This window comes from Streptomyces sp. NPDC019890 (genome assembly GCF_044903445.1).
Classification (GTDB): Bacteria; Actinomycetota; Actinomycetes; order Streptomycetales; family Streptomycetaceae; genus Streptomyces.
This window is the reverse complement of the sequence record NZ_JBJDQK010000007.1, coordinates 166842-190037: the sequence shown is the minus strand read 5'-3', so window position 1 is coordinate 190037 and position 23196 is coordinate 166842. Positions and strand designations below refer to the sequence as shown.

General features: G+C 69.9%; 22 protein-coding genes. 9 read left to right on the top strand and 13 right to left on the bottom strand.

Features of this window, described 5'->3' with window-relative positions; translation table 11 throughout:
- Nucleotides 1-55 precede the first annotated feature (55 nt).
- From hisF to hisD, 8 genes are read right to left on the bottom strand one after another with little or no spacing between them, the layout of a single operon-like run.
- Complete coding sequence (hisF, locus tag ACI2LP_RS20830; RefSeq protein WP_404725970.1) at nt 56-811, bottom strand: imidazole glycerol phosphate synthase subunit HisF; 756 nt, start codon at nt 809-811, stop codon at nt 56-58.
- On the bottom strand, nt 808-1206 hold the full coding sequence (locus tag ACI2LP_RS20825) for a RidA family protein (RefSeq protein WP_404725969.1): 399 nt from the start codon (nt 1204-1206) through the stop codon (nt 808-810). The genes hisF and ACI2LP_RS20825 overlap by 4 nt, the downstream gene beginning before the upstream one ends.
- The gene (priA, locus tag ACI2LP_RS20820; protein WP_404725968.1) at nt 1203-1928 is read right to left on the bottom strand and encodes a bifunctional 1-(5-phosphoribosyl)-5-((5-phosphoribosylamino)methylideneamino)imidazole-4-carboxamide isomerase/phosphoribosylanthranilate isomerase PriA; all 726 of its coding nucleotides are present in this window, start codon (nt 1926-1928) and stop codon (nt 1203-1205) included. The genes ACI2LP_RS20825 and priA overlap by 4 nt, the downstream gene beginning before the upstream one ends.
- Entirely contained in the window at nt 1928-2569 is a 642-nt protein-coding gene (gene hisH / locus ACI2LP_RS20815; protein ID WP_404725967.1) for an imidazole glycerol phosphate synthase subunit HisH, read from the bottom strand. The genes priA and hisH overlap by 1 nt, the downstream gene beginning before the upstream one ends.
- On the bottom strand, nt 2566-2733 hold the full coding sequence (locus ACI2LP_RS20810) for a hypothetical protein (protein WP_404725966.1): 168 nt from the start codon (nt 2731-2733) through the stop codon (nt 2566-2568). The genes hisH and ACI2LP_RS20810 overlap by 4 nt, the downstream gene beginning before the upstream one ends.
- 4 nt (nt 2734-2737) lie before the next feature.
- Entirely contained in the window at nt 2738-3331 is a 594-nt protein-coding gene (gene hisB / locus ACI2LP_RS20805; RefSeq protein ID WP_142216534.1) for an imidazoleglycerol-phosphate dehydratase HisB, read from the bottom strand.
- The gene (locus tag ACI2LP_RS20800) at nt 3328-4446 is read right to left on the bottom strand and encodes a histidinol-phosphate transaminase (RefSeq protein ID WP_404725965.1); all 1119 of its coding nucleotides are present in this window, start codon (nt 4444-4446) and stop codon (nt 3328-3330) included. The genes hisB and ACI2LP_RS20800 overlap by 4 nt, the downstream gene beginning before the upstream one ends.
- Nucleotides 4443-5765, bottom strand: coding sequence for a histidinol dehydrogenase (hisD, locus tag ACI2LP_RS20795; protein ID WP_404725964.1), 1323 nt, complete (start codon nt 5763-5765; stop codon nt 4443-4445). The genes ACI2LP_RS20800 and hisD overlap by 4 nt, the downstream gene beginning before the upstream one ends.
- Before the next feature lie 149 nt (nt 5766-5914).
- Here hisD and ACI2LP_RS20790 point away from each other — a divergent pair, with 149 nt between their 5' ends.
- From ACI2LP_RS20790 to ybaK, 4 genes are all read left to right on the top strand, one after another.
- A complete protein-coding gene (locus tag ACI2LP_RS20790) occupies nt 5915-7519 on the top strand; it encodes an oxidoreductase (protein WP_404725963.1) in 1605 nt (534 codons plus the stop codon).
- A gap of 129 nt (nt 7520-7648) precedes the next feature.
- Nucleotides 7649-8671 carry a hypothetical protein gene (locus ACI2LP_RS20785; RefSeq protein ID WP_404725962.1) on the top strand — a complete coding sequence of 341 codons (1023 nt, stop codon included), beginning with the start codon at nt 7649-7651 and terminating at the stop codon, nt 8669-8671.
- 11 nt (nt 8672-8682) lie between these two features.
- Complete coding sequence (locus ACI2LP_RS20780; protein ID WP_404725961.1) at nt 8683-9423, top strand: LON peptidase substrate-binding domain-containing protein; 741 nt, start codon at nt 8683-8685, stop codon at nt 9421-9423.
- Between the two features lie 15 nt (nt 9424-9438).
- A complete protein-coding gene (ybaK, locus tag ACI2LP_RS20775; protein WP_404725960.1) occupies nt 9439-9933 on the top strand; it encodes a Cys-tRNA(Pro) deacylase in 495 nt (164 codons plus the stop codon).
- 238 nt (nt 9934-10171) lie between these two features.
- On the opposite strand, the gene ACI2LP_RS20770 is transcribed toward ybaK, so the two are convergent.
- From ACI2LP_RS20770 to ACI2LP_RS20755, 4 genes are read right to left on the bottom strand one after another with little or no spacing between them, the layout of a single operon-like run.
- Entirely contained in the window at nt 10172-10819 is a 648-nt protein-coding gene (locus ACI2LP_RS20770) for a DUF2567 domain-containing protein (protein WP_404725959.1), read from the bottom strand.
- A 34-nt stretch (nt 10820-10853) separates the two neighbouring features.
- Nucleotides 10854-11672, bottom strand: coding sequence for an ABC transporter permease (locus ACI2LP_RS20765; RefSeq protein ID WP_404725958.1), 819 nt, complete (start codon nt 11670-11672; stop codon nt 10854-10856).
- The gene (locus ACI2LP_RS20760; protein WP_404726214.1) at nt 11669-12634 is read right to left on the bottom strand and encodes an ABC transporter ATP-binding protein; all 966 of its coding nucleotides are present in this window, start codon (nt 12632-12634) and stop codon (nt 11669-11671) included. Before ACI2LP_RS20760 ends, ACI2LP_RS20765 begins: the two co-directional genes overlap by 4 nt.
- A 46-nt stretch (nt 12635-12680) precedes the next feature.
- Nucleotides 12681-13910 carry an NYN domain-containing protein gene (locus ACI2LP_RS20755; protein ID WP_404725957.1) on the bottom strand — a complete coding sequence of 410 codons (1230 nt, stop codon included), beginning with the start codon at nt 13908-13910 and terminating at the stop codon, nt 12681-12683.
- Between the two features lie 274 nt (nt 13911-14184).
- Here ACI2LP_RS20755 and ACI2LP_RS20750 point away from each other — a divergent pair, with 274 nt between their 5' ends.
- Nucleotides 14185-14367 (top strand): hypothetical protein, encoded by a 183-nt coding sequence (locus ACI2LP_RS20750; RefSeq protein ID WP_404725956.1) that lies wholly within the window; start codon nt 14185-14187, stop codon nt 14365-14367.
- Nucleotides 14368-14488: 121 nt separating this feature from the next.
- Here ACI2LP_RS20750 and dnaE read toward each other — a convergent pair whose 3' ends face one another.
- A complete protein-coding gene (gene dnaE, locus ACI2LP_RS20745) occupies nt 14489-18028 on the bottom strand; it encodes a DNA polymerase III subunit alpha (RefSeq protein ID WP_404725955.1) in 3540 nt (1179 codons plus the stop codon).
- A 171-nt stretch (nt 18029-18199) separates the two neighbouring features.
- Here dnaE and ACI2LP_RS20740 point away from each other — a divergent pair, with 171 nt between their 5' ends.
- The 4 genes from ACI2LP_RS20740 (at nt 18200) to ACI2LP_RS20725 (ending at nt 22962) form a co-directional block, all read left to right on the top strand.
- The gene (locus ACI2LP_RS20740; RefSeq protein ID WP_404725954.1) at nt 18200-19528 is read left to right on the top strand and encodes a DUF2252 domain-containing protein; all 1329 of its coding nucleotides are present in this window, start codon (nt 18200-18202) and stop codon (nt 19526-19528) included.
- Nucleotides 19529-19583: 55 nt separating this feature from the next.
- A complete protein-coding gene (locus ACI2LP_RS20735; protein WP_404725953.1) occupies nt 19584-20267 on the top strand; it encodes a hypothetical protein in 684 nt (227 codons plus the stop codon).
- 57 nt (nt 20268-20324) lie between these two features.
- The gene (locus ACI2LP_RS20730; protein ID WP_404725952.1) at nt 20325-21140 is read left to right on the top strand and encodes a DsbA family protein; all 816 of its coding nucleotides are present in this window, start codon (nt 20325-20327) and stop codon (nt 21138-21140) included.
- Nucleotides 21141-21309: 169 nt separating this feature from the next.
- Nucleotides 21310-22962 (top strand): alkaline phosphatase D family protein, encoded by a 1653-nt coding sequence (locus ACI2LP_RS20725; protein ID WP_404725951.1) that lies wholly within the window; start codon nt 21310-21312, stop codon nt 22960-22962.
- Nucleotides 22963-23196: the final 234 nt, after the last annotated feature.

Below are 23196 nucleotides of genomic sequence, written 5' to 3'. Positions count from 1 at the left end.
GGGCTTCGGCCCGGCGGCAGGGCTTCGGCCCGGCAGCTCTGCGCGGCCGGGGGCGTCAGCGCACCGGGTGCCCGGCCGCCCGCAGAGTGTCCTTCACCTGCGAGATGCGCAGGTCGCCGAAGTGGAAGACCGAAGCCGCGAGCACCGCGTCCGCGCCCGCAGCAATCGCGGGCGGAAAGTCCGCAAGCCTGCCCGCACCACCCGAGGCGATGACCGGGACGGTGACGTGCTTCCGTACCGCCGCGATCATTTCCGTGTCGTAGCCGTCCTTCGTGCCGTCCGCGTCCATCGAGTTGAGCAGGATCTCGCCCGCGCCGAGATCGGCGGCCCGGTGTGCCCACTCGACGGCGTCGATGCCGGTGCCCTTGCGGCCGCCGTGCGTCGTCACCTCGAACGACCCCGACTCGGTACGGCGGGCGTCGACCGACAGCACCAGCACCTGGCGGCCGAAGCGCTCGGCGATCTCGCGGATCAGCTCCGGACGGGCGATCGCCGCGGTGTTCACGCCGACCTTGTCCGCGCCCGCGCGCAGCAGCTTGTCCACGTCTTCGGCGCTGCGTACGCCGCCGCCCACGGTCAGCGGGATGAACACCTGCTCGGCGGTGCGGCGCACCACGTCGTACGTCGTCTCCCGGTTGCCGGACGAGGCCGTGATGTCGAGGAAGGTCAGCTCGTCGGCGCCCTCGGCGTCGTACAGCTTGGCCATCTCGACGGGGTCGCCGGCGTCGCGCAGATTCTGGAAGTTGACGCCCTTGACGACCCGGCCGTTGTCCACGTCCAGGCAGGGAATGACTCGGACCGCGAGGGTCATGACTGCTCTGCTCCTCGGAAGGCTTCGACTTCTACTTCGACCAGGATGCGCGGGTCGACGAAACCCTCGACCACCAGGAGGGTCGCGGCCGGGCGCACGGAGTCGAACAACTCCTTGTGTGCCCGGGACACCTCGTCGACATCGCGCACATGGGTCAGATACATCCGGGTGCGGATCACCGACCCGGCACCGAGCCCGAATTCCTTCAGCGCTTCAAGGGCGTTGCCGAAGGCCACCCGCGTCTGCTCGTACGGATCGCCCTCGCCGTACAGCACCCGGCCCCTGAAGGACGTGGTGCCCGCCACAAGTACCCGGTCACCCGCCGCGACGGCGCGCGCGAAGCCGATGGTCTCTTCCCAGGGACTGCCGCTCTGCACGCGCCGTACTTCGGTCATCCGGACACAGCCTCCAAGGCCTCTTCCAGGGTGAACGCCTTCGCGTACAGCGCCTTGCCCACGATCGCACCCTCCACACCCTGCGGCACGAGCGACGCGATCGCACGCAGGTCGTCCAGCGACGAGACGCCGCCGGAGGCGACGACGGGCTTGTCGGTGGCCGCGCAGACGTTCCGCAGCAGCTCCAGGTTGGGGCCCTGCAGCGTGCCGTCCTTGGCGATGTCGGTGACGACGTAACGGGCGCAGCCCTCGGAGTCGAGGCGGGCCAGCGTCTCGTAGAGGTCGCCGCCGTCCCGGGTCCAGCCGCGGCCGCGCAGCGTCGTGCCGCGTACGTCCAGGCCCACCGCGATCTTGTCGCCGTGCTCGGCGATGACCTTCGCGACCCACTGAGGAGTCTCCAGCGCGGCCGTGCCCAGGTTGACCCGGGTGCAGCCGGTGGCCAGCGCGGCCGCGAGCGAGGCGTCGTCGCGGATGCCGCCGGAGAGCTCGACCTTGATGTCCATGGCCCCGGCGACCTCGGCGATCAGCGCACGGTTGTCGCCGGTGCCGAACGCGGCGTCCAGGTCGACCAGATGGAGCCACTCGGCGCCGGCGCGCTGCCAGGTCAGGGCGGCCTCCAGCGGGGAGCCGTACGAGGTCTCCGTACCGGACTCGCCATGCACCAGGCGGACGGCCTGGCCGTCGCGGACGTCGACTGCGGGCAGGAGTTCAAGCTTCGGCATTACAGCGTCTCAATCCAGTTGGTCAGCAGCTGGGCGCCGGCGTCGCCGGACTTCTCGGGGTGGAACTGCGTCGCCCACAGCGCGTTGTTCTCCACGGCGGCGACAAAGCGCTCGCCGTGCGTGGCCCAGGTGACCTGGGGCGCGCGGATGGCGGGGTTGGTGACCTCCAGCTCCCACTCGTGCACGGCGTAGGAGTGCACGAAGTAGAAGCGGGCGTCGGGCTCGACACCGGCGAAGAGCCGGCTGTCGGCAGGCGCCTCCACGGTGTTCCAGCCCATGTGGGGGACGATCGGGGCCTTGAGCGGGCCGACCGTGCCGGGCCACTCGTCGAGGCCCTCGGTCTCCACGCCGTGCTCGATGCCGCGCGCGAAGAGGATCTGCATGCCGACGCAGATGCCCATGACCGGGCGGCCGCCGGAGAGGCGGCGGCCGACGATCCACTCGCCGCGGGCCTTCCTCAGGCCCTCCATGCAGGCGGAGAAGGCGCCGACGCCGGGCACGAGGAGCCCGTCGGCGTTCATGGCGGCATCGAAGTCGCGGGTGATCTCGACGTCCGCGCCGACCCGGGCCAGCGCGCGTTCGGCGGAGCGGACATTGCCGAATCCGTAGTCGAAGACGACGACCTTCTTGGTTGCGCTCATTCCCAGATCCCCTGAATCCGCAGGACACCGGCGACGAGGCACATCACGGAGCCGATGCCGAGGAGCACGATCAGGCCCTTGGGCAGGTCCTGCTTGACGAACGAGTAGACACCGCCGGCGAGGAACAGCCCGACGACGATGAGAACGGTGGAGAGGCCGGTCATGGAGTTACAGGGCGCCCTTCGTGGAGGGGAGGATGCCGGCGGCGCGCGGGTCGCGCTCACTGGCGTAGCGCAGGGCCCGGGCCAGCGCCTTGAACTGGCACTCCACGATGTGGTGCGCATTGCGCCCGTACGGGACGTGCACGTGCAGCGCGATCTGGGCCTGCGCGACGAAGGACTCCAGGATGTGCCGGGTCATCGTCGTGTCGTACGAGCCGATCATGGGCGCCATGTTCTCGGGCTCGGTGTGCACGAGGTAGGGGCGGCCCGAGAGGTCCACGGTGACCTGGGCAAGGGACTCGTCCAGCGGCACGGTGCAGTTGCCGAACCGGTAGATCCCCACCTTGTCGCCGAGTGCCTGCTTGAAGGCGGCGCCCAGCGCGAGGGCGGTGTCCTCGATGGTGTGGTGCGAGTCGATGTGCAGATCGCCCTCGGTCTTCACGGTGAGGTCGAACAGACCGTGGCGGCCGAGCTGGTCGAGCATGTGGTCGTAGAAGCCGACCCCGGTCGACACATCGACCTTTCCGTGACCGTCGAGGTCGATCTCGACGACGACGGACGTCTCCTTGGTGGTGCGTTCGACACGGCCAACCCGGCTCATGCGTCGTACTCCTTCTTCAGCTCACGAACCGCGTCGAGGAACGCGTCGTTCTCTTCGGGGGTGCCGGCAGTGACGCGCAGCCACTCGGGCACCCCGTTGTCACGGACCAGGACGCCGCGGTCCAGGATCTTCTGCCAGGCCTCGTGGCTGTCGGCGAAACGGCCGAACTGCACGAAGTTCGCGTCCGATTCGGTGACCTCCCAGCCGATCGCCCGCAGCTCGGTGACCAGCCGGTCCCGCTCGGTCTTCAGCTGCTCGACATACCCGAGCAGCGTATCGGTGTGCTCCAGCGCGGCGAGCGCGGTGGCCTGGGTGACGGCGGACAGGTGATACGGCAGCCGCACCAGCTGGACGGCGTCGACCACGGCGGGGTGCGCGGCCAGATAGCCCAGGCGCAGACCGGCCGCGCCGAAGGCCTTGGACATGGTGCGCGAGACCACCAGATTCGGCCGGCCCTCGATCAGCGGCAGCAGCGAGGGGTGGTGGCTGAATTCGACGTACGCCTCGTCGACCACGACTATCGCCCCGGCATGAGCAGCCTTGGCGGCCTGGGCGGCCTCGTACAGCGCGAGAACCGTTTCGGCCTCGACCGCGGTGCCTGTGGGGTTGTTGGGCGAGGTGATGAAGACGACGTCCGGCGCGTTCTCGGCGATGGCCTGCCCGGCCGCCGCGAGGTCGATGGTGAAGTCGTCGTTGCGCGGGCCCGAGATCCAGCCGGTGCCGGTGCCGCGCGCGATGAGCGCGTGCATCGAGTACGAGGGCTCGAAGCCGATCGCGGTACGGCCCGGGCCGCCGAAGGTCTGCAACAGCTGCTGGATGACCTCGTTGGAGCCGTTGGCCGCCCATACGTTCTCGATGCCGACCGGGTGCTTTCCGGTCCGGGTCAGATACGCGGCCAGCTCGGTGCGCAGCTCCACCGCGTCCCGGTCGGGGTAGCGGTTGAGCCCGCGCGCGGCCTCGGTGACCCGCTCGGCGATCCGTTCGACGAGCGGCTCGGGCAGCGGGTAGGGGTTCTCGTTGGTGTTCAGCTGTACGGGAACGTCCAACTGGGGCGCGCCGTAGGGGGACTTGCCGCGCAGCTCGTCCCGTACGGGAAGGTCGTCGATGCCGGTCATCCCTTCGGCACCTTCCACTCGAAGCGCGCCTTCATGGCCGCACCGTGCGCGGGCAGGTCCTCGGCCTCCGCGAGCGTCACCACGTGGTGGGTGACCTCGGCGAGCGCGTCCCGGGTGTAGTCCACGATGTGGATCCCGCGCAGGAAGGACTGCACGGACAGGCCGGAGGAGTGACAGGCGCAGCCGCCGGTCGGCAGGACGTGGTTGGAGCCCGCGCAGTAGTCGCCGAGCGAGACCGGCGCCCAGGGGCCGACGAAGATCGCGCCGGCGTTGCGGACGCGGGCGGCGACCGCTGCGGCGTCGGCGGTCTGGATCTCCAGGTGCTCGGCGCCGTAGGCGTTGACGACCCGCAGGCCCTCCTCGACGCCGTCGACCAGGACGATTGCGGACTGCTTGCCGCTCAGCGCGGGGACGATCCGGTCCTCGATGTGCTTGGTGGCCGCGATCTGCGGCTCCAGCTCCTTCTCGACCGCGTCCGCCAGCTCCGTGGAGTCGGTGACCAGCACAGCGGCGGCCAGCGGGTCGTGCTCGGCCTGGCTGATCAGGTCGGCGGCGACATGCACCGGGTCGGCACTCTCGTCGGCAAGGATCGCGATCTCGGTCGGACCGGCCTCGGTGTCGATGCCGATACGGCCGGTGAAGTACCGCTTGGCAGCGGCGACCCAGACATTGCCCGGGCCCGTCACCATATTGGCGGGGGCGCACTCCTCGGTGCCGTACGCGAACATGGCGACGGCCTGGGCGCCGCCCGCGGCGTACACCTCGTCGACGCCGAGCAGCGCGCACGCCGCCAGAATCGTCGGGTGCGGCAGTCCGCCGAACTCTTTCTGCGGCGGCGACGCGAGCGCGATGGACTCGACGCCCGCCTCCTGCGCCGGTACGGCGTTCATGATCACGGAGGAGGGATAGACGGAGCGGCCCCCGGGTGCGTACAGGCCGACGCGCTCGACCGGTACCCACTTTTCGGTGACGGTGCCGCCAGGGACGACCTGGGTGGTGTGCTCACTGCGGCGCTGCGCCCGGTGCACAATCCTGGCGCGCCGGATCGACTCCTCCAGGGCGGCCTTGACCTCGGGGTCCAGCTGCTTCAGGGCGTCGGCGACGACAGCCGCGGGCACCCGCACCTGCTCCAGCCTGACGCCGTCGAACCTCTCCGCGTAGTCGATCAGCGCCGCGGTGCCCCGATGATGCACGGCCTCGCAGATGGGCCGCACCTTCTCCAGGGCGGCTTCCACGTCGAACTCGGCACGGGGCAGCAGGTCGCGCAGAGCGCCACCCTCCGGGAGGGCGTCGCCGCGCAGATCGATTCGTGAGATCACGGAACCAATTCTCGCAGACCGGAATCGGCCGGTGGTCGTCCGTATCACTGGCTGATATGAGTCCCGCAACATGACCATGACCACTAGCGTTCAGTCCGTTACACAGCGGGAAGAACAGCTGTACGAAATAACGAAGCGGAGGAGCGGCAGTGACCGAGCCGCTGGACGGCGGGCCGCCGGACGGACTGAGCCCGACCGAGCTGCGCATGTGGAACGCCTTCAAAAACGGGAGTACGTACGATCTGAGCGATCCCAACCCCTTGCTGAACGATCCCTTCTCGCCACGCCCCTGGGGCGAGGAGCGCAGCGTCCGCGCGAGCATCGTCGCCCGGCTGCTGCTCAGCGGACCGCCCGCGCGGCCCGGCCGGGTCGCGGCCCTCAAGCTCCGCGGGGTGCAGATCACCGGCACCCTCAAGCTCGCGGGCGGCAGCATCGCCCCGTATGTCGAGCTGAACGGCTGCCGCTTCGAGAGCGAACTGCTGATGCCCGAGGCCCACTTCACCACGGTGCGCATGGTCGGCTGTGCGATCCCGCGGATAGAGGCCGCCCGGCTGCGTACCGAGGGCGATCTCCATCTGCCGCGCTGCCGGGTCGAGCACGGCATCCGGCTCACCGACGCGCAGATCGGCACCGACCTGCTGCTCAACCAGATCCATGTCCGGCCGGACCGCCGGGGCCGGGCGATCACCGCCGACGGGATGTCGGTCGCGCAGGACTTACAGGCCGAACTGATAGAGACCTACGGCGAGTTCAGCCTGCGCGGCGCGAAGGTGGGCGTCTCGCTCAGCCTGCGCGGCAGCCGGCTGCGCGCGGCCGCCGAGCGCCGGGCGCTCAACGCCCCGCAGCTGAGCGTGGAGCGAACGCTCTATCTGACGGGCGCATGGGTGAGCGAGTCCACGGGCAACCAGGGCTCCACTCCCCCGTTCGGCACCCCCACCAATGCCGGCACGCCGACGCGCGGCACCCGGCTGCAGCCCTTCGAGTGCCACGGCGGGGTGCGGCTGGACGACGGGCGTTTCGGCGACGCGGTCGATCTGCACCGGGCGCGTTTTGTGCTGAGCTCGCGCGAGGAGCTGTCGCTGCGCCGGATCGTCACACCGGAGCTGCGGTTCAACGCGGAGCGCCCCGAGGAGGGGCGCGTCGTGCTGAACGGCGCGAAGGTGGTGACGCTGATCGATCTGGCGGCGAGCTGGCCCGGCCCGGGCGGGCTCGCGATGGGCGGCTTCGTCTACGAGAACCTCGTCCCGTACGAGGCCTTCCCGCTCAGCCGACGGCTGGAGTGGGTGGCTTCGGCGACCCCGGAGTACTCCCCGGAGCCGTACGAACGCCTCGCGACCGTACTGCGCAACAGCGGCGAGGACGCGGACGCCCGCGAGGTGCTCCTGGCCAAGCAGCGCCGCCGCCGGGAGACGCTGCCGCTGGCCGCGAAGCTGTGGGGCTACCTCCAGGACTGGACGGTGGCGTACGGCTACCGCCCGGGCCGGGCGGCGCTGTGGATGGCGGTGCTCTGGGCGATGGGCGCGCTGGCCTTCACCCAGATCGATCCGGCGCCGATCAAGGCCGACGAGCACCCGCAGTGGAACGCGGCGCTCTATGCCCTGGATCTGCTGGTGCCGGTGATCAATCTCGGCCAGGACGGGTACTGGCAGCTCGACAGCAGCTGGCAGTGGGCATCGGCAGCGCTGGTGCTGCTCGGCTGGATCCTCGCGACGACGGTCGCGGCCGGCGCGTCCCGGCTGCTGCGCCGTGGTTGAGGGCGGTGGGGGCTGCGCCGCCGCTGAGCCAGTTCTTTACGATCTCTTGACTTTCGCCAGGACAACCATTGTGCCACTACCAAAGCTTCACAGCTGCCCTCTGGCGCGCCCTCCGACCTGCGGTTTTCAATGGTCCGCACCATGTCATTGCTTCGTGCTCTGATCCGTACCGCGCGCATGATCCGTCATACGCCGCGGCTGGCCGACGGCCTGCCGCCCGCCGAGGCGGTACTGCTCGACGCCCCCGACGAGCGGCTGGGCCCGGCGCTGGTCGCGGCCGCGCTCGGGGAGTACGAACCGGCCGCCAAGCTGCTGGCGACCACCCGGGAATCGGCCGAGTGGGAGAACCGCGACCGGTATGTGATGCGGCTCGCCACCTTCGCGCACAACCGCGACGAGTGGCTGACGAGCTGGCTCGCCGCGGCGCCGCGCGACCCCGACGCACTGGTCGTCAAGGCCGAGCTCGCGGTCCGCAGGGCGTGGGAGTCACCGGCCAGGGCGGAGCGGCTGCGTGAACTGGGACCGCTGATCGACGCGGCGGCGGAGGGCGATCCGAACGATCCGGTGCCGTGGCGGATCTCGCTGGACCACGCGCGCGGCACGCATGCCACGCACACGGCCTTCGAGTCGCTGTGGGAGCAGGCCGTGCGCCGCTCCTCGCACCACTACGGCTGCCATGTCGCGGCCCTGCAGTATCTGTCCGCGCAGTGGTACGGCTCGCACCGCGAGTGCTTCGACTTCGCCGAGCAGGCCGCGGCGGACTCGCTGCCGGGCTCGCTGGTGCAGGCGCTGCCGGTGCGGGCGGCGTTCGCGCAGTTGCTGAACGGCGACACCAACTCCGTACAGGACGACCGGATCGACGCGGCGGCGGATCTCGCCATCACGCTCTCGGGCGACTACGCGGCCGCGGACCCCTGGCCGGCCGAGGTGCGCAATCTGCTGGCGTACGTGCTGGTGGCGCGGGGGCGATGGGCGGATGCGCTGGAGCAGTTCCGGCTGATCGGACCGCATGCGACGTCATTTCCGTGGACGTCGGTCACCGATGATCCGCTGGGGCAGTTCCTCGAAGCGCGGGACGGCGTACGGATCGAGATCGCATCGACGATGCCTCTGCGCCCAAGGGCCGGACGAAGCGGGTCCGTGGGCCATTAGGCTAGACCGTTGTGACAACCGCACGTCTTCCCCTGTTCCCGCTGAACTCGGTGCTGTTCCCGGGCCTCGTCCTGCCCTTGAACGTCTTCGAGGAGCGATATCGCGCCATGATGCGCGAGCTGTTGAAGACGGACGAGTCCGAGCCGCGCCGCTTCGCCGTGGTCGCCATCCGCGACGGCCGCGAGGTCGCGCCGACCGCGCCCGGCATGCCGGACCAGACCGCGCTGCCCGAGCGCGGTCCCGCGGCGGGCTTCGGCGCCGACCCGATCCAGGCGTTCCACCGGGTCGGCTGTATCGCGGACGCGGCGACGATCCGCGAGCGCGACGACGGCAGCTTCGAGGTGCTCGCCACCGGAACGACCCGGGTCAAGCTCCTCTCGGTCGACGCGAGCGGCCCCTATCTGACGGCGGAACTCGAAGAGATCCCGGAGGAGTCCGGAGACGGCGCGGGCGCCCTCGCGGAGGGTGTGCTGCGGGCCTTCCGCAGCTACCAGAAGCGGCTGGCGGGGGCGCGGGAGAGGTCGCTGTCCACGAGCGCGGATCTGCCGGACGAGCCGTCGGTGGTGTCGTATCTGGTGGCGGCCGCGGCGGTGCTGGACGTCCCGTCGAAGCAACGCCTCCTCCAGGCGCCGGACACGGCCACCCGGCTGCGGGAGGAACTGACGCTGCTGCGCGCGGAGACCGCGGTGATCCGCCATCTGCCGTCGCTGCCCGCGGTCGACCTGACCCGGGCGCCGACGAGCCCCAACTGACAGGAGCAGCCTGCCGTGCCGAAGAAGCCCAAGAAGTCCGGCGGCACGCCCGCGACGGTCGCCCTGACCGCGGCGGGCACGGCCTTCACGGTGCATGCGTACGACCACGACCCGGCATCGCCCTCCTACGGCGAGGAGGCGGCCGTCGCGCTCGGCGTCTGTCCCGACCGGGTCTTCAAGACGCTGATCGCGGACGTCGACGGCGAACTGACCGTGGCGATCGTCCCGGTGGCGGGCCAACTGGACCTCAAGGCGCTGGCGGCAGCGGTGGGCGCGAAGCGCGCGACGATGGCGGACCCGATGGCTGCGGAGCGCACGACGGGCTATGTCCGCGGCGGCATCTCCCCACTGGGCCAGCGCAAACGCCTGCGCACGGTCCTCGACGCCACGGCGTCCGGCCATCCGACGATCTGCGTCTCGGCGGGCCGCCGCGGCCTGGAGGTCGAACTTGCCCCCGCGGACCTGGCGGCGCTGACGGGGGCGGTGCTGGCGCCGATCGGCCGCGCGTAGGGGGTCGACGGCGGGGCGGTCCTCGGCTACGACCGTAGGAACCGACGGGAATGAGGACGGTCATGTCCAAACGCACCCGCAAGCGCAAGTGGCGCATCCGCAAGCACCGCGCAAACCACGGCCGCCGCCCGGCCTGACCCGGGGCTCCGCCCCGGACCCCGGGACGCCCTTCGGGCTGGGGGTCTGGGGGCTAGCCCCCAGTTCGGGAAGAGGCAGCGGGCAAAGCCCGTCGCAGGCGTCAGGCCGGGCCGCTCGGACCCGGTCCGTACCCCGTGGGCCACTCCGGCTCCGGGTCCCGCGGTCCGAACAACGCCGTCAGCGCCAGGTGAACCACCATCGCCGCCACCGGCCACGCCAACACCGCCCCCGTCGCCTTCAGCTCCAGCGGCGCGTAGAACGTCACGCCCTCCCCCACCGCCCGTGCATGCGCCACCACGTCGTCCGTCGGGCCGAACCACTCCCCGATGCCCCACGCCAGCAGCGAGCCCAACAGGCCGCCCAGGGCCAGCGCCGCCACCAGCGCGATGCCGCCGCGCCTGCGGAGCCAGAACACCGCCGCCGCGCTCACCGCGCCGAAGGCGAGGGCCAGCAGCGCGAACGTACCGTCCGCACCCACCGCCTCCTCGCCCTCCGTGTCCTTGAGGAAGACCGCCTTGCCGTTCGAGATCAGCGGCACCCGCGGCGCCAGCCACAACCACAGCAGCCCCAGCGCCACACCGGCGATGGTCACGGCCACCAGCACCACGGCCGCGTCCCGCAGGTCCGTCTTCAGATCGGCACCGCCGCCCTTCGCACCCGGTACGTAGTAGGGCGCGGTCGGCGGCGACTGCCACGGGTCGTCGTTGTTCGGCGAAGGCTGGTGCGGCGGAGTCAGAGGTGCGGTCACCCCGCCATCGTGCCAGGCGGGCCCGGACGGCGCCTCACCGGACTGCCGCCCGCCGGTACGCCCACGTCGCGACCGTCAGCGAAACGACACCGACCGCCGCGCAGACCGCGAGGTCGAGACCCACCACCGCCCAGTCGGGACGCGCGTCGAAGGTTCTGGCGAGCGCCTCGACTCCGTATGTCGACGGCAGCACATCACGCGCGTACGAGACGGGACCGGGCAGCCGGTCGGCCGGCAGCACCCCGAGCAGCAGCGCCGCGGACATGCCCAACTGCCCGAGCAGCGTGGCCAGTTCCTGGCGCGGCGCGAGCAGCCCGAGCGCCGCGCCAAGACCGGCGAGGGCCGCCCCGGCGAGCGGGATCACCGCGGCGAGCACCCACAGATGCGTCAGCGGCAGCTGGAAGAGCACGCTGCCGGCGATCGCCGTGACGAGAGTCCCGGGCACCGTGAAGGAGGCGTACGCACCCGCCGCACCGAGCACCACCGCCGCGGGCGGCACCGGCAGCGTGGCGTAGTGGTCGAGGCCGCCCCCGGCCCGCAGCTGCCCGAAGTACTGGGCGAGGAGATTGAGCGCGACGAACGCGACGACGAGGACGCTCGACCCGGCGACGACGGCCCGCGCCTCGCCGCCACCGTCGACGACCCCGCGCATCAGCACCATGATCCCGATCGACTGGAAGGTCGCCACGAAGAGCAGCGGGATCCGGGCGACCCGCGCCCGCGACAGCTGCGCGCGGTACACGGCGCCGAGCGCGGGCAGCAGCCGCGCCCGTGGCGCGAGCGGCGCGGCGGCCGTGGCCCGGCTCTCAACTGGGACCTTCGCGGACACCGCCTCCGCGGGCACGATGCTCACGCCTTGACCAGCCCCTTCGTCGCGTTCCCGCCGAGCGCCAAGTACACGTCCTCCAGGCTGGGCGTGGCCAGCGTGAAGTCGTCGAGCGCCGCGAAGGCCGCGCCGCCCGTCACCGCCGCGACCGCCGCCCGCGCCTCGTCCGGCGCCAGCCTGAGCACCCAACGGCGCCCGGACTCCTGCGCCAGGGCGCGCAGCGCGGCGACCTCGGGCACCCCCAGCGGCGCCCGCTCGCGCCACACCAGCTCGACCCGCACCTCGCCGGCGATCCGCTCCTTGAGCCCGGTCGGGGTGTCGCAGGCGATGACACGGCCGCGCTCCAGCACGGCGACGCGGTCCAGTACGGTCTCGGCCTCGATGACGTTGTGGGTGACGAGCAGCACGGTGGCCCCGTTCTCGGCTCGCCGCCGGTCGACCGCGGCCCACACCGCGCGCCGCGCGACGGGGTCCATGCCGGTGGTCGGCTCGTCCAGTACCAGCACCGGGCGCTCCCCCACCAGCGTCGCCGCGAAGCAGGCCAGGCGCCGCTGCCCGCCGGACAACTTCTTCAGCGGACGCGTGGCGAGCTCGGTGAGACCGAGTTCGTCCAGTACGGCGTCCCGCTCGGCCCGCGCGTCCCGCACCGAAAGGCCGCGCAGCCGTCCCGTGGTCTCGGCGGCGAGCGCGACGGTCAGCTCGTCGAGCGCGGTGGACTGCTGGCCGAGGTAGCCGATGAGCCGGGCGGCCCGCTCCGGGTGGCGGACAAGATCGTGGCCCAGTACCTCGACGCTGCCGGCGTCCGGGCGCATCAGCCCGGTGAGCTGTCGTACGAGGGTGGACTTGCCGGCGCCGTTGGGCCCGAGCAGACCGAAGATCTCGCCACGCCGCACCTGGAGAGAGATCCCGTCGGTGGCACGCACCTCCGGCGTTCCCGGAGCCCCGCGGCGACTGCGCACGGCGGGGTACGTTTTGACCAGATCCCGCACCACGCACACCGTACTCACAAGGGACGAGCCTACGGGGTCGGCCGGGCTACTCCCCCGCGGGGGCGTGTTCCGCTGCCGCGCGCACATCGATCTCGCGCCAGAATCCCGCCCGGATCGCATAGCGGTCGTGCTCGTCGATCTGGTCGTCCTTGTGCGCGAGCAGACCGAAGCGCGCGGCGTAGCGCAGCAGTTCACCGTCGATGCGGTGCGGGATACGCGGATACATGGTGGACAGCTTCTGTACATGGCTTGACTCGGCCAGCCGTTCCATCCAGCGCCGGGCGAAAACCTGGCCTACCTCGAAGGGGTCGCCGCCGACCGTGGTGATGTCCTCCTCGCGGTCGGCCCAGCGCTGTTCGGCGGTGGTGAGCTGGGCCAGCGTCGGCAACGAGGCGGTCTCCGCCGGCTCGCCCAGCGGCCCGGCACCGGGGCGCTCGACCCATCCCTTGTCGGAGGACCAGCGCAGGGTGGCGCTGGCGGGGTGCGGCGCCGGGTGCTGGCCGGGGGCGCGCAGGCCCGCCAGGTCCTTGGGGGTGGGGACACCTTTCGCCGTGGGGGCCGGGACCTCCTCGGAGCCGTTCTCCGAGGGGGCGGGCTGCGAGCCGTTGCGTACGGCCTCGGCGGCACGCTCCTGCGAGGCGGCCAGCGCCGACTCGGGCAGCGGCGCGGAGAGGATCGCCGCAATCTCGGGGCGGGGCACGGGCGGTGGCGCGCAGATGCCGGTGAGTTCCTTGGCCCGTACGGCACGGGTGATCCAGGCCCGGTCGAGCACCCGGCGCTCGTCGGCCTCGGCCACCAGGTCCTCGGACTGGTTGTAGTCGCCGTCGGCGGCCTGCACCGCCCAGAGATGGACGGCGACTCCGTGTTCCTTGGCGGACATCAGACCGGGCAGCAGATCCCCGTCGCCCGTCACCAGGACCACATCGGAGCAGGCACGGTTTCTGGCAAGTTCGGTCAGCTCGGCGTGCATGGCCGCATCCACACCTTTCTGCGCCCAGCGGCCGTCGCTGCGGGTCAGGGCGCCGAGCCGGACCGTCACCCGTGGCATGACGCGCAGCCGCCGGTGTTCGGGTTGCGGTACGCGGTCGGGGGCGCCGTCGAACCAGTAGATACGCAGCAGTGGGCGCTCCGTATCGGTCTCGGCGAGTTCGCGCAGGCCCTGGATGAGGGCGGCGTGGTCGACGGTGATCCGGGAACGCGCCGGTTCCCCGGCGAGAAGACTCGCGGCGGCGCCCAGCAGATATCCGGCGTCCACCAGGACTACGCAGCGGTCCACGCGTTCCACCCTCTTTCGGGAACCTCGGGATCGGGGAATCGGGGAAAGATCCGGATCCGGGAGGAGTCCGGATCGGGGATTGTTCCGGGTTTCCTTCGAGTCTGCCCGACCACCGGAGGGTTAACGGCCGGAACTCGATCATCGGCGTGGCGGATCCGCGGACCACGGCGCAACGAACGCCCGTTACACACCGCAATGATCCAAAATGCGGCAGTTTATCCCGTATGTGAGTCTGACAGCGGCCCTGGCCCCGAGACCCACAGGAGGAATCACCATGGCCAAGAACAAGAACCGCAAGCAGAGTGGTCAGCAGGACCGCGCGTCGTCCTCGGAGCGCGGCCCCGAGCAGGCCGCCAAGTCGACTGCCTACGAGTCCCACGCGCAGCCCCACCCTCAGTCCCAGGGCAGCCCCGCGGACGTGGCCCGCAAGCACCAGAAGCGCTTCGGCCACAACTGATCGCGCCGTACAGGCAGCGCTCTCACGCCACAGGGGCGCGCCCGTGACGACGGGCGCGCCCCTTGCGCATGCGTACAGAGGTCTCCGCTCGGTACGAAAGCCTCCGCGGCGTACGGAGGTCTCAGCCGGCCAGGCAGGACGGGCCGAGCAGCACCTTCAGATCGCCGAAGAGCGCCGGGTCGGGCTGGACGCGGTGCCGGTCGAGCCGTAGCACGGTGGTTTTGCGGGGACCCTGCAGCTTGATCCGCACCTCGGTGTTGCCCTTGTGGTGGCTGAGGATCTCGCCGAGCCTGCTGATCATCGGCGGGGTGACCTTGACCGTGGGGATGGTGACGACCACCGGGGCGTTGGTGCCCGCCGACGAGAGGTCGGGGACCATCAGCTCCATGGCGACAAGACGCGGGATGTCCTCGCGTTTGTCGAGCCGTCCCTTGACGAAGACCACGGTGTCCTCGACGAGTTGCGTCGACACCAGTTGGTAGGTCGCCGGGAAGAACATGCACTCGATGGAGCCGGCCAGATCCTCGACGGTGGCGATCGCCCAGGCGTTGCCCTGCTTGGTCATCTTGCGCTGCAGGCCGGAGATGATGCCGCCGATGGTGACGACCGCGCCGTCCGCGTGCTCCCCGCCGGTGAGCTGAGAAATCGCCGCGTCCGTCTTGTCGCTCAGGACATGCTCGATGCCGAAGAGCGGATGGTCGGAGACATAGAGGCCGAGCATCTCCCGCTCCTGCGCGAGCAGATACGACTTGTCCCATTCGATGTCGGAGAACTCGACGTCGAGCCCGAAGCCCGGCTCGTCGTTGTCCTCCTCGCCCATCCCGCCGAACAGGTCGAACTGGCCCTCGGCCTCCTTGCGCTTGACCGCCACCACGTTGTCGATCATCGGCTCGTGGTGGGCGACCAGGCCCTTGCGGGTGTGGCCCATCTCGTCGAAGGCACCGGCCTTGATGAGCGATTCGACGGTCCGCTTGTTGCAGACGACGGCCTCGACCTTGTCGAGGAAGTCGGGGAAGGAGGTGTACTTCCCCTTGGCCTTGCGGCTGCGGATGATCGATTCCACCACGTTCGTGCCGACATTGCGGACGGCGGAGAGGCCGAAGAGGATCACGTCGTCGCCCTGCGCGGCGAAGTTCGACTGGGACTCGTTCACATTGGGCGGCAGCACCTTGATGCCCATGCGGCGGCACTCGTTCAGATAGACCGCGGACTTGTCCTTGTCGTCCTTCACCGAGGTGAGCAGCGCGGCCATGTACTCGGCGGGGTAGTTCGCCTTGAGATACGCGGTCCAGTAGGTGACCAGACCGTACGCCGAGGAGTGCGCCTTGTTGAACGCGTATCCGGCGAACGGGACCAGCACGTCCCACAGGGCCTGGATCGCCTGGTCCGAGTAGTTGTTCTTGCGGGCGCCTTCCTGGAACAGAACGAAGTTCTTCGCCAGCTCCTCGGGCTTCTTCTTGCCCATCACCCGGCGCAGGATGTCGGCCTCGCCGAGCGAGTACCCGGCGATGATCTGGGCGGCCTTCTGCACCTGCTCCTGGTAGACGATCAGGCCGTAGGTGACGCCGAGGACCTCCTTGAGAGGCTCCTCGAGCTCCGGGTGGATCGGCGTGATCTCCTGCTGGCCGTTCTTGCGGAGCGCGTAGTTCGTGTGCGAGTTCATGCCCATCGGGCCCGGCCGGTACAGGGCCGAGACGGCGGAAATGTCCTCGAAGTTGTCGGGCTTCATCAGCCGCAGCAGCGAACGCATGGGGCCGCCGTCGAACTGGAAGACGCCGAGCGTGTCACCGCGGCAGAGCAGTTCGTATGTCGTCGGGTCGTCCAGCGCAACCGAGAGCAGCTCCAGGTCGACGCCCTTGTTGGACTTCACCATCTTGACGGCGTCGTCCATGATCGTGAGGTTGCGCAGGCCGAGGAAGTCCATCTTCAGCAGGCCCAGCGACTCGCACTGCGGGTAGTCCCACTGCGTGATGGTGACGCCGTCGGTGTGCCGCACCCAGATCGGGGCGTGGTCGACGATGGGCTCGCTGGACATGATGACGCCGGCGGCGTGCACGCCCATCTGCCGGACCAGGCCCTCGACGCCCTTGGCGGTGTCGATGACCTTCTTCACGTCCGGCTCGTTCTCGTACATCCCGCGGATCTCGCCGGCCTCGCTGTAGCGCGGGTGCGAGGGGTCGGTGATGCCGGAGAGGTCGATGCCCTTGCCGAGGACGTCGGCCGGCATCGCCTTGGTGAGCCGGTCGCCCATCGCGTACGGGTAGCCGAGGACCCGGGCGGAGTCCTTGATCGCGTTCTTCGCCTTGATCTTTCCGTACGTACCGATCATGGCGACCTTGTCGGCGCCGTACTTCTCGGTGACGTACCGGATCACTTCGACGCGCCGGCGCTCGTCGAAGTCGATGTCGACATCGGGCATCGAGACGCGCTCGGGGTTGAGGAACCGCTCGAAGATCAGACCGTGCTCGATCGGGTCGAGGTCGGTGATGCCCATCGCGTACGCCACGATCGAACCGGCCGCGGAGCCTCGGCCGGGGCCCACCGCGATGCCGTTGTTCTTGGCCCACATGATGAAGTCGGCGACCACGAGGAAGTAGCCCGGGAACCCCATCTGGATGATGACGTCCATCTCGTACTCGGCCTGCTTCTGGCGGTCGTCGGGGATGCCGCCCGGATAGCGCCGCTCCATACCGCGCCGGACTTCCTCCTGGAACCAGGTGATCTCGGTGAAGCCCTCCGGGATGTCGAACTTCGGCATGAGGTTCTTCGCCTCGAACATGCCGGTGGTGTCGATCTGCTGCGCGACGAGGAGGGTGTTGGCGCAGCCCTCCTGCCAGGCGTCCGAGGAGTCCACGGCGTACATCTCGTCGGTGGACTTGAGGTAGTACCCGGTGCCGTCGAAGCGGAAGCGGTCCGGGTCCGAGAGGTTCTTGCCGGTCTGGATGCACAGCAGGGCGTCGTGCGCGCCGGCCTCGTGGGCGTAGGTGTAGTGCGAGTCGTTGGTGACGAGCGGCGGGATGCCGAGCTTCTTGCCGATCTCCAGCAGGCCGTCGCGGACCCGGCGCTCGATCTCGATGCCGTGGTCCATCAGTTCCAGGAAGTACTTGTCCTTGCCGAAGATGTCCTGGTACTCACTGGCCGCCTTGAGGGCCTCGTCGAACTGGCCGAGGCGCAGCCGGGTCTGGAGCTCGCCGGAGGGGCAGCCGGTGGAGGCGATGAGCCCCTCCGACCACTGGGCGATGGTCTCCTTGTCCATCCGCGGCCACTTCTGGAGCCAGCCCTCGGCGTACGCGTCGGAGGAGAGCCGGAAGAGATTGTGCAGACCGGTCTTGTTCGCCGCCCAGATCGTCTTGTGGGTGTAACCACCGGAACCGGAGACGTCGTCCCGCTTCTGGTGCGGCTGGCCCCACTGGATCTTCCGCTTGTTCCGCCGGGACTCCGGGGCGATATACGCCTCGATGCCGATGATGGGCGTGACGTCCGCCTTCTTCGCCGAATGGAAGAAGTCGTACGCGCCGTGCAGGTTGCCATGGTCGGTCATGGCGATGTGCGTCATGCCCATCTCGTTGCAGGCGTTGAACATGTCCTTGAGCCGCGCGGCACCGTCCAGCAGGGAGTACTGGGTGTGGACGTGAAGGTGCGTGAAAGGCGGCTTGGTCACGGCGGAGGCCTCCAGCAGAAACGGCGGATGACAGGCTGCGGGCAGTCTGGGGGAACAGCGTGGAAGTCTACGTCGCCGCACTGACAGCCGGCGGGCACTCCCGGGTACCTTCGTGCGTTGGAGGGGGCGGAACACCGCTCCTACTTGTCAGGCACCAGGAGGCACCCAGCGATGTCGGTACCGCGCCCCGCCGAGGTCACAGCCGAAGAGCGTGGCGAGCAGATTCTCGCCGTCTTCGACACCGCTTTCGGCCAGCTGCTGGCCGCCGATCCCGCTGCCTTCCAGGTCAAGTTCCGGAAGATGGCCGCCTCGGCGTTCGCGTTCTACCGGGGCACGGCCTGCCTCTTCTACAGCGACCTGGCGCGGGAGCAGCGCGGCGGCCCGTTCCTGGACGAGCGCACCGGCCGGGTCTGGATCCACGGCGATCTGCACGCCGAGAACTTCGGCACGTACATGGACGCCAACGGCCGTCTGATCTTCAACGTCAACGACTTCGACGAGGCGTACGTCGGCCCGTTCACCTGGGACCTGAAGCGGCTGGCCGCATCGCTGGCGCTGATCGGCTACACCAAGGCGCTCAGCGACGACCAGATCACCGAGCTGGTACGGATCTGTGCCGCGGCCTACCGCGAGCGCATCCACGCCCTGGCGACCGGCGCGAAGAACGACGAGGTGCCGCCCTTCACGCTGGACACCGCCGAGGGCCCGCTGCTGGACGTGCTGCGTGACGCCCGCTCGCTGACCCGCTTCTCGCTGCTCGACTCGATGACCGAGATCCGCGACTTCGAGCGCCGGTTCGCACCCGGCGGCGGCTCGATCGAGCTGGACGCGGCGACCCGCTACAAGGTGCTGGCCGCGTTCGACGGGTATCTGGAGACGCTGCCCGAGTCCAGCCTGACCCGGCCCGACTCCTACCGCGTCAAGGACGTGGTGGGCCGTCGCGGCATCGGCATCGGGTCCGCGGGCCTGCCCTCGTACAACATCCTGCTGGAGGGCAACAGCGACGCCCTCGAGAACGACGTCATCATCTATATGAAGCAGGCGCAGACCCCCGCGGTCTCCCGGCACATCACCGACACCGCCGTGCGGGAGTACTTCCAGCACGAGGGCCACCGCACGGTGATCTCGCAGCGCGCGCTCCAGGACCACGCCGACCCGTGGCTGGGCTGGACCGAGCTGGACGGCGCGGGCCAGCTGGTCGCCGAAGTCTCTCCGTACGCGGTGGATCTGGACTGGTCCGACATCGACGACCCGGAGGAGATCGCGGCGGTCGTCGCCGACCTGGGCCGGGCGACGGCCACGATGCACGGCGCGGCGGACTACGAGAGCGGGCACTCGTTGGTGCCGTTCTCCACGGAGCGGGCCATCGACGCGGCGATCGCGGCCGACGAGGAGGGCTTCCCCGAGCTGCTGGTCGAGTTCGCGCACAGCTACGGCGCACGGGCGCGGGCGGACCACCAGATCTTCGTGGACCTGTTCCGCAACGGCCGCCTGGGCTGAGCCTCGACGGACCTTTAGGGACCGCTTACCGGCAGCCATGGGACACTCCCGGGTGATGGACATATCAGAGATTCAGCTCAGGGGGCTGCGGGCAGCGATCTTCACGGCACTGGTCGTGACGCTGTCCGTGGCTTCCCATGTGCTGCTCTCCCGGGCTCCGCTGCCGCTGACCACCGTCGCGGGTCTGTCGGCGGGCGTCTTCGGCGTCGCGTACGCCCTGTCCGGCCGCGAGCGCGGCTACTGGCGGATCGCGAGTCTGCTCGTCCCGCTGGAGCTGGCCGCGGACACCGTGTTCACCACCGGCCAGGACGTCTGTTACGGCCCCGGGGGCGGGCCGGTCGCCGGTTCACTGCGCTCGGTCGGCTTCGACGTGCTGTGCGGCGACAGCGTCGGCGCACGGCTGCCGGGTGTGTCCACCGGCCATGCTGCGCTCCCCCTGCTCCACTCCACCGATCCGGCCCTGCCCTGGCTGCTGCTCGCCGCCCATGTGTCGGTGGGCCTGCTCGCCGCGGCCTGGCTGCGGCGCGGCGAGTCCGCGCTGGCCACTCTGGTGCGGACGGTGGGCGCCTTCGCGTTCCGGCCGCTGCTGCTGGCGGTCGCCGCGTCGGGGACGGCGCGCCGGTCCGTACGCCGGGGGGCGCGCCTCGCGCTCGACCGCCCCCGCGTCTCCCGCACCCGCCTGCTGGTGCACTCCGTCGGACGGCGGGGACCGCCGCGCTCGGCCGCAGCTTTCGCCTGAGCCCGCAGTCCCCCTTTTCCGTATCTCTCGATACGACATCACACGGAGTGAATCAGCATGAGTGCACGCAACAGCCAGGCCAACAAGGCGGCGGCCCGCGAACGGCTGCGCCAGGAGCGTGAGCGCCAGGCCAAGAAGGACAAGGCCCGCCGGCAGCTTGTCGTCATCGGCTCGACGGTCGTGGTCCTCGCCATCGCGGGCGGCATCGGATACGCCGTCATGCAGGCGAACAAGCCGGGCCACTGGGAGTCGGTGAAGGACGAGAAGAACATCTCCGCGCCGAAGAACACCGAGGGAGACAACGGGACGACCGTCGTCATCGGCAAGGCGACGGCAAAGAAGACGCTGGAGCTGTACGAGGACTCGCGCTGCCCGATCTGCGCGAACTTCGAGCAGTCGGTGGGCGCGACGGTGAAGAAGGACGTCGACGCGGGGAAGTACAAGCTCAAGTACATCGGCGCGACCTTCATCGACAACGCGGACCAGGGCGAGGGCTCGAAAAACGCGCTGAGCGCGCTGGGTGCGGCGCTGAATGTGAGCCCGGAGGCGTTCTCGGAGTACAAGGCCGCGCTGTACTCGGCGAAGTACCACCCCCAGGAGAGCGACGACAAGTTCGCGAAGGACGCGTACCTCCTGGAGGTCGCGGACACGGTCCCGGCGCTGAAGAACAACGCGGAGTTCAAGAAGAACGTCGAGGAGGGGACCTTCGACGCCTGGGCGATGAAGATGTCGGCGACGTTCGACAAGAGCGGGGTCCAAGGCACCCCGTCGCTGAAGATGGACGGCAAGAAGGTCACGGCCCAGGGGACGGACAGTCCGCCGATGACGGTGGCCCAGTACAACGCGGCGATCGCCAAGGCCCTCAAGGGCTGACCTCGCCCACCGGGTGCGCCGTGATCCGGCGCACCCGGTCCGCGTCCCAGCCCCTCCCGGGGCCGCGGGCGGACGGCAGGGAACGGGCCGGTTGACCGTTACCGATGGGTAGGCGAACTTTCCCCGTTCGCCCGCGCATTCGGTTTACCGGTCAGTAGTCTGATCGGCCGTGACCAGTCGATTCTCGTCAACTCCCAGTCGCCGCACGGTCGTCAAGGCCGCCGCCGCCACCGCTGTCGTCGCCGCGCCCGCCCTCGCGGTCGCCACCACCGCCTCCGCCGCCTCCGCCGAGGAGGCCCCCGCCTTTCTGCACGGCATAGCCTCCGGCGACCCGTTGCCCGACGGCGTGCTGCTGTGGACGCGTATCACCCCCACGCCCGACGCCGTGCCGGGCTCCGGCAAGGGCCCGGACACCGCGGTGAGTTGGGAGGTCGCGGAGGACAAGGGCTTCGCCCGCATCGTCGCCCGCGGCAGCACGACGTCGAAGGCCGCCTCCGACCACACCGTCAAGGTGGATGTAAGGGGCCTGCGCCAGGCAACCGTCTATTACTTCCGCTTCACCGCCGGCGCGAGCGTCTCCCCCGTCGGCCGCACCCGCACCGCCCCCGCCACCGACGCCGCAACGCCCGGCGTCCGCTTCGGCGTGGTCTCCTGCGCCAACTGGGAGTCCGGCTACTTCTCGTCGTACCGGCATCTCGCCGCCCGTGCCGACCTGGACGCGATTCTCCATCTCGGCGACTACATCTACGAGTACGCGACCGGCGGCTACCCCGAGCCCAAGTACGTCGTACGGCAGCACTCCCCGAAGAACGAGATCATCACGCTCGCCGACTACCGCACGCGGCACGCCACCTACAAGACGGACGCCGATCTGCAGGCGCTGCACGCCACGCACCCGGTGATCGCGATCTGGGACGACCACGAGTTCGCGAACGACACCTGGTCGGGCGGGGCCGAGAACCACACGCCGGGCACCGAGGGCGACTGGGCCGCGCGCGCCGCGGCCGCGCGCCAGGCCTACTTCGAGTGGATGCCCGTACGCGCCTCCACCGAGGGCACGGTCTACCGCCGGCTCCGCTTCGGCAAGCTCGCCGATCTGCACCTGCTGGACCTGCGCTCCTTCCGCTCGCAGCAGTCGACGATCGGCAACGGCAGCGTCGACGACCCGGAGCGCACGATCACCGGCCGCGCACAGCTGGACTGGCTGAAGGCCGGTCTCGCCGGATCGGACGCGTCCTGGAAGCTCGTCGGCACGTCGGTGATGATCTCGCCGGTGGCGTTCGGCTCGCTGCCCGCCCATCTCCTGGAGCCGATCGCGGAGTTGCTCGGCCTGCCCAAGGAGGGCCTCGCGATCAACGTCGACCAGTGGGACGGCTACACGGACGACCGCAAGGAGCTGCTGGCGCACCTCACCCAGCGCGGCATCAAGAACACCGTCTTCCTCACCGGCGACATCCACATGGCGTGGGCGAACGATGTGCCGGTCAAGGCGGCGACGTATCCGCTGTCGCAGTCCGCGGCGACCGAGTTCGTCGTGACGTCGGTGACGTCCGACAACCTGGACGACATCCTCCATGTCGCGCCCAACACTCTCTCGCTGGTGGCAGAGACGGCCGTCAAGGCGGCCAACCGCCATGTGAAGTGGCTGGACATGGACAACCACGGCTACGGCGTGCTCGACATCACCGCCGAGCACTCCCAGATGGACTACTACGTCATCTCCGACAAGACGAAGCAGGACGCGACCACCAAGTGGAGCCGCTCCTACCGGACGCTCAGCGGAACGCAGAAGGTCGAGCGGGTGAATCAGCCGGTGCGCTGACACCCGCCCCAACGGCGAATTCCAGCCACTCCGCGATGTGTTAACTCACGATCACATCGCCGCGACGGGTGGCGTGATCCGCACCATGAATGCGGACACACCACCCGTCGCTCCAGCCCCACTTGTTACGTGAGCGTCTCACCCCTCGGGCGGCGCAGGCGATTTCATCCCTGATGCACCCCGGTCTACGCGAGTCAATTGGGCTTGATCAGCTCTCATCCAGCCATGTCATGC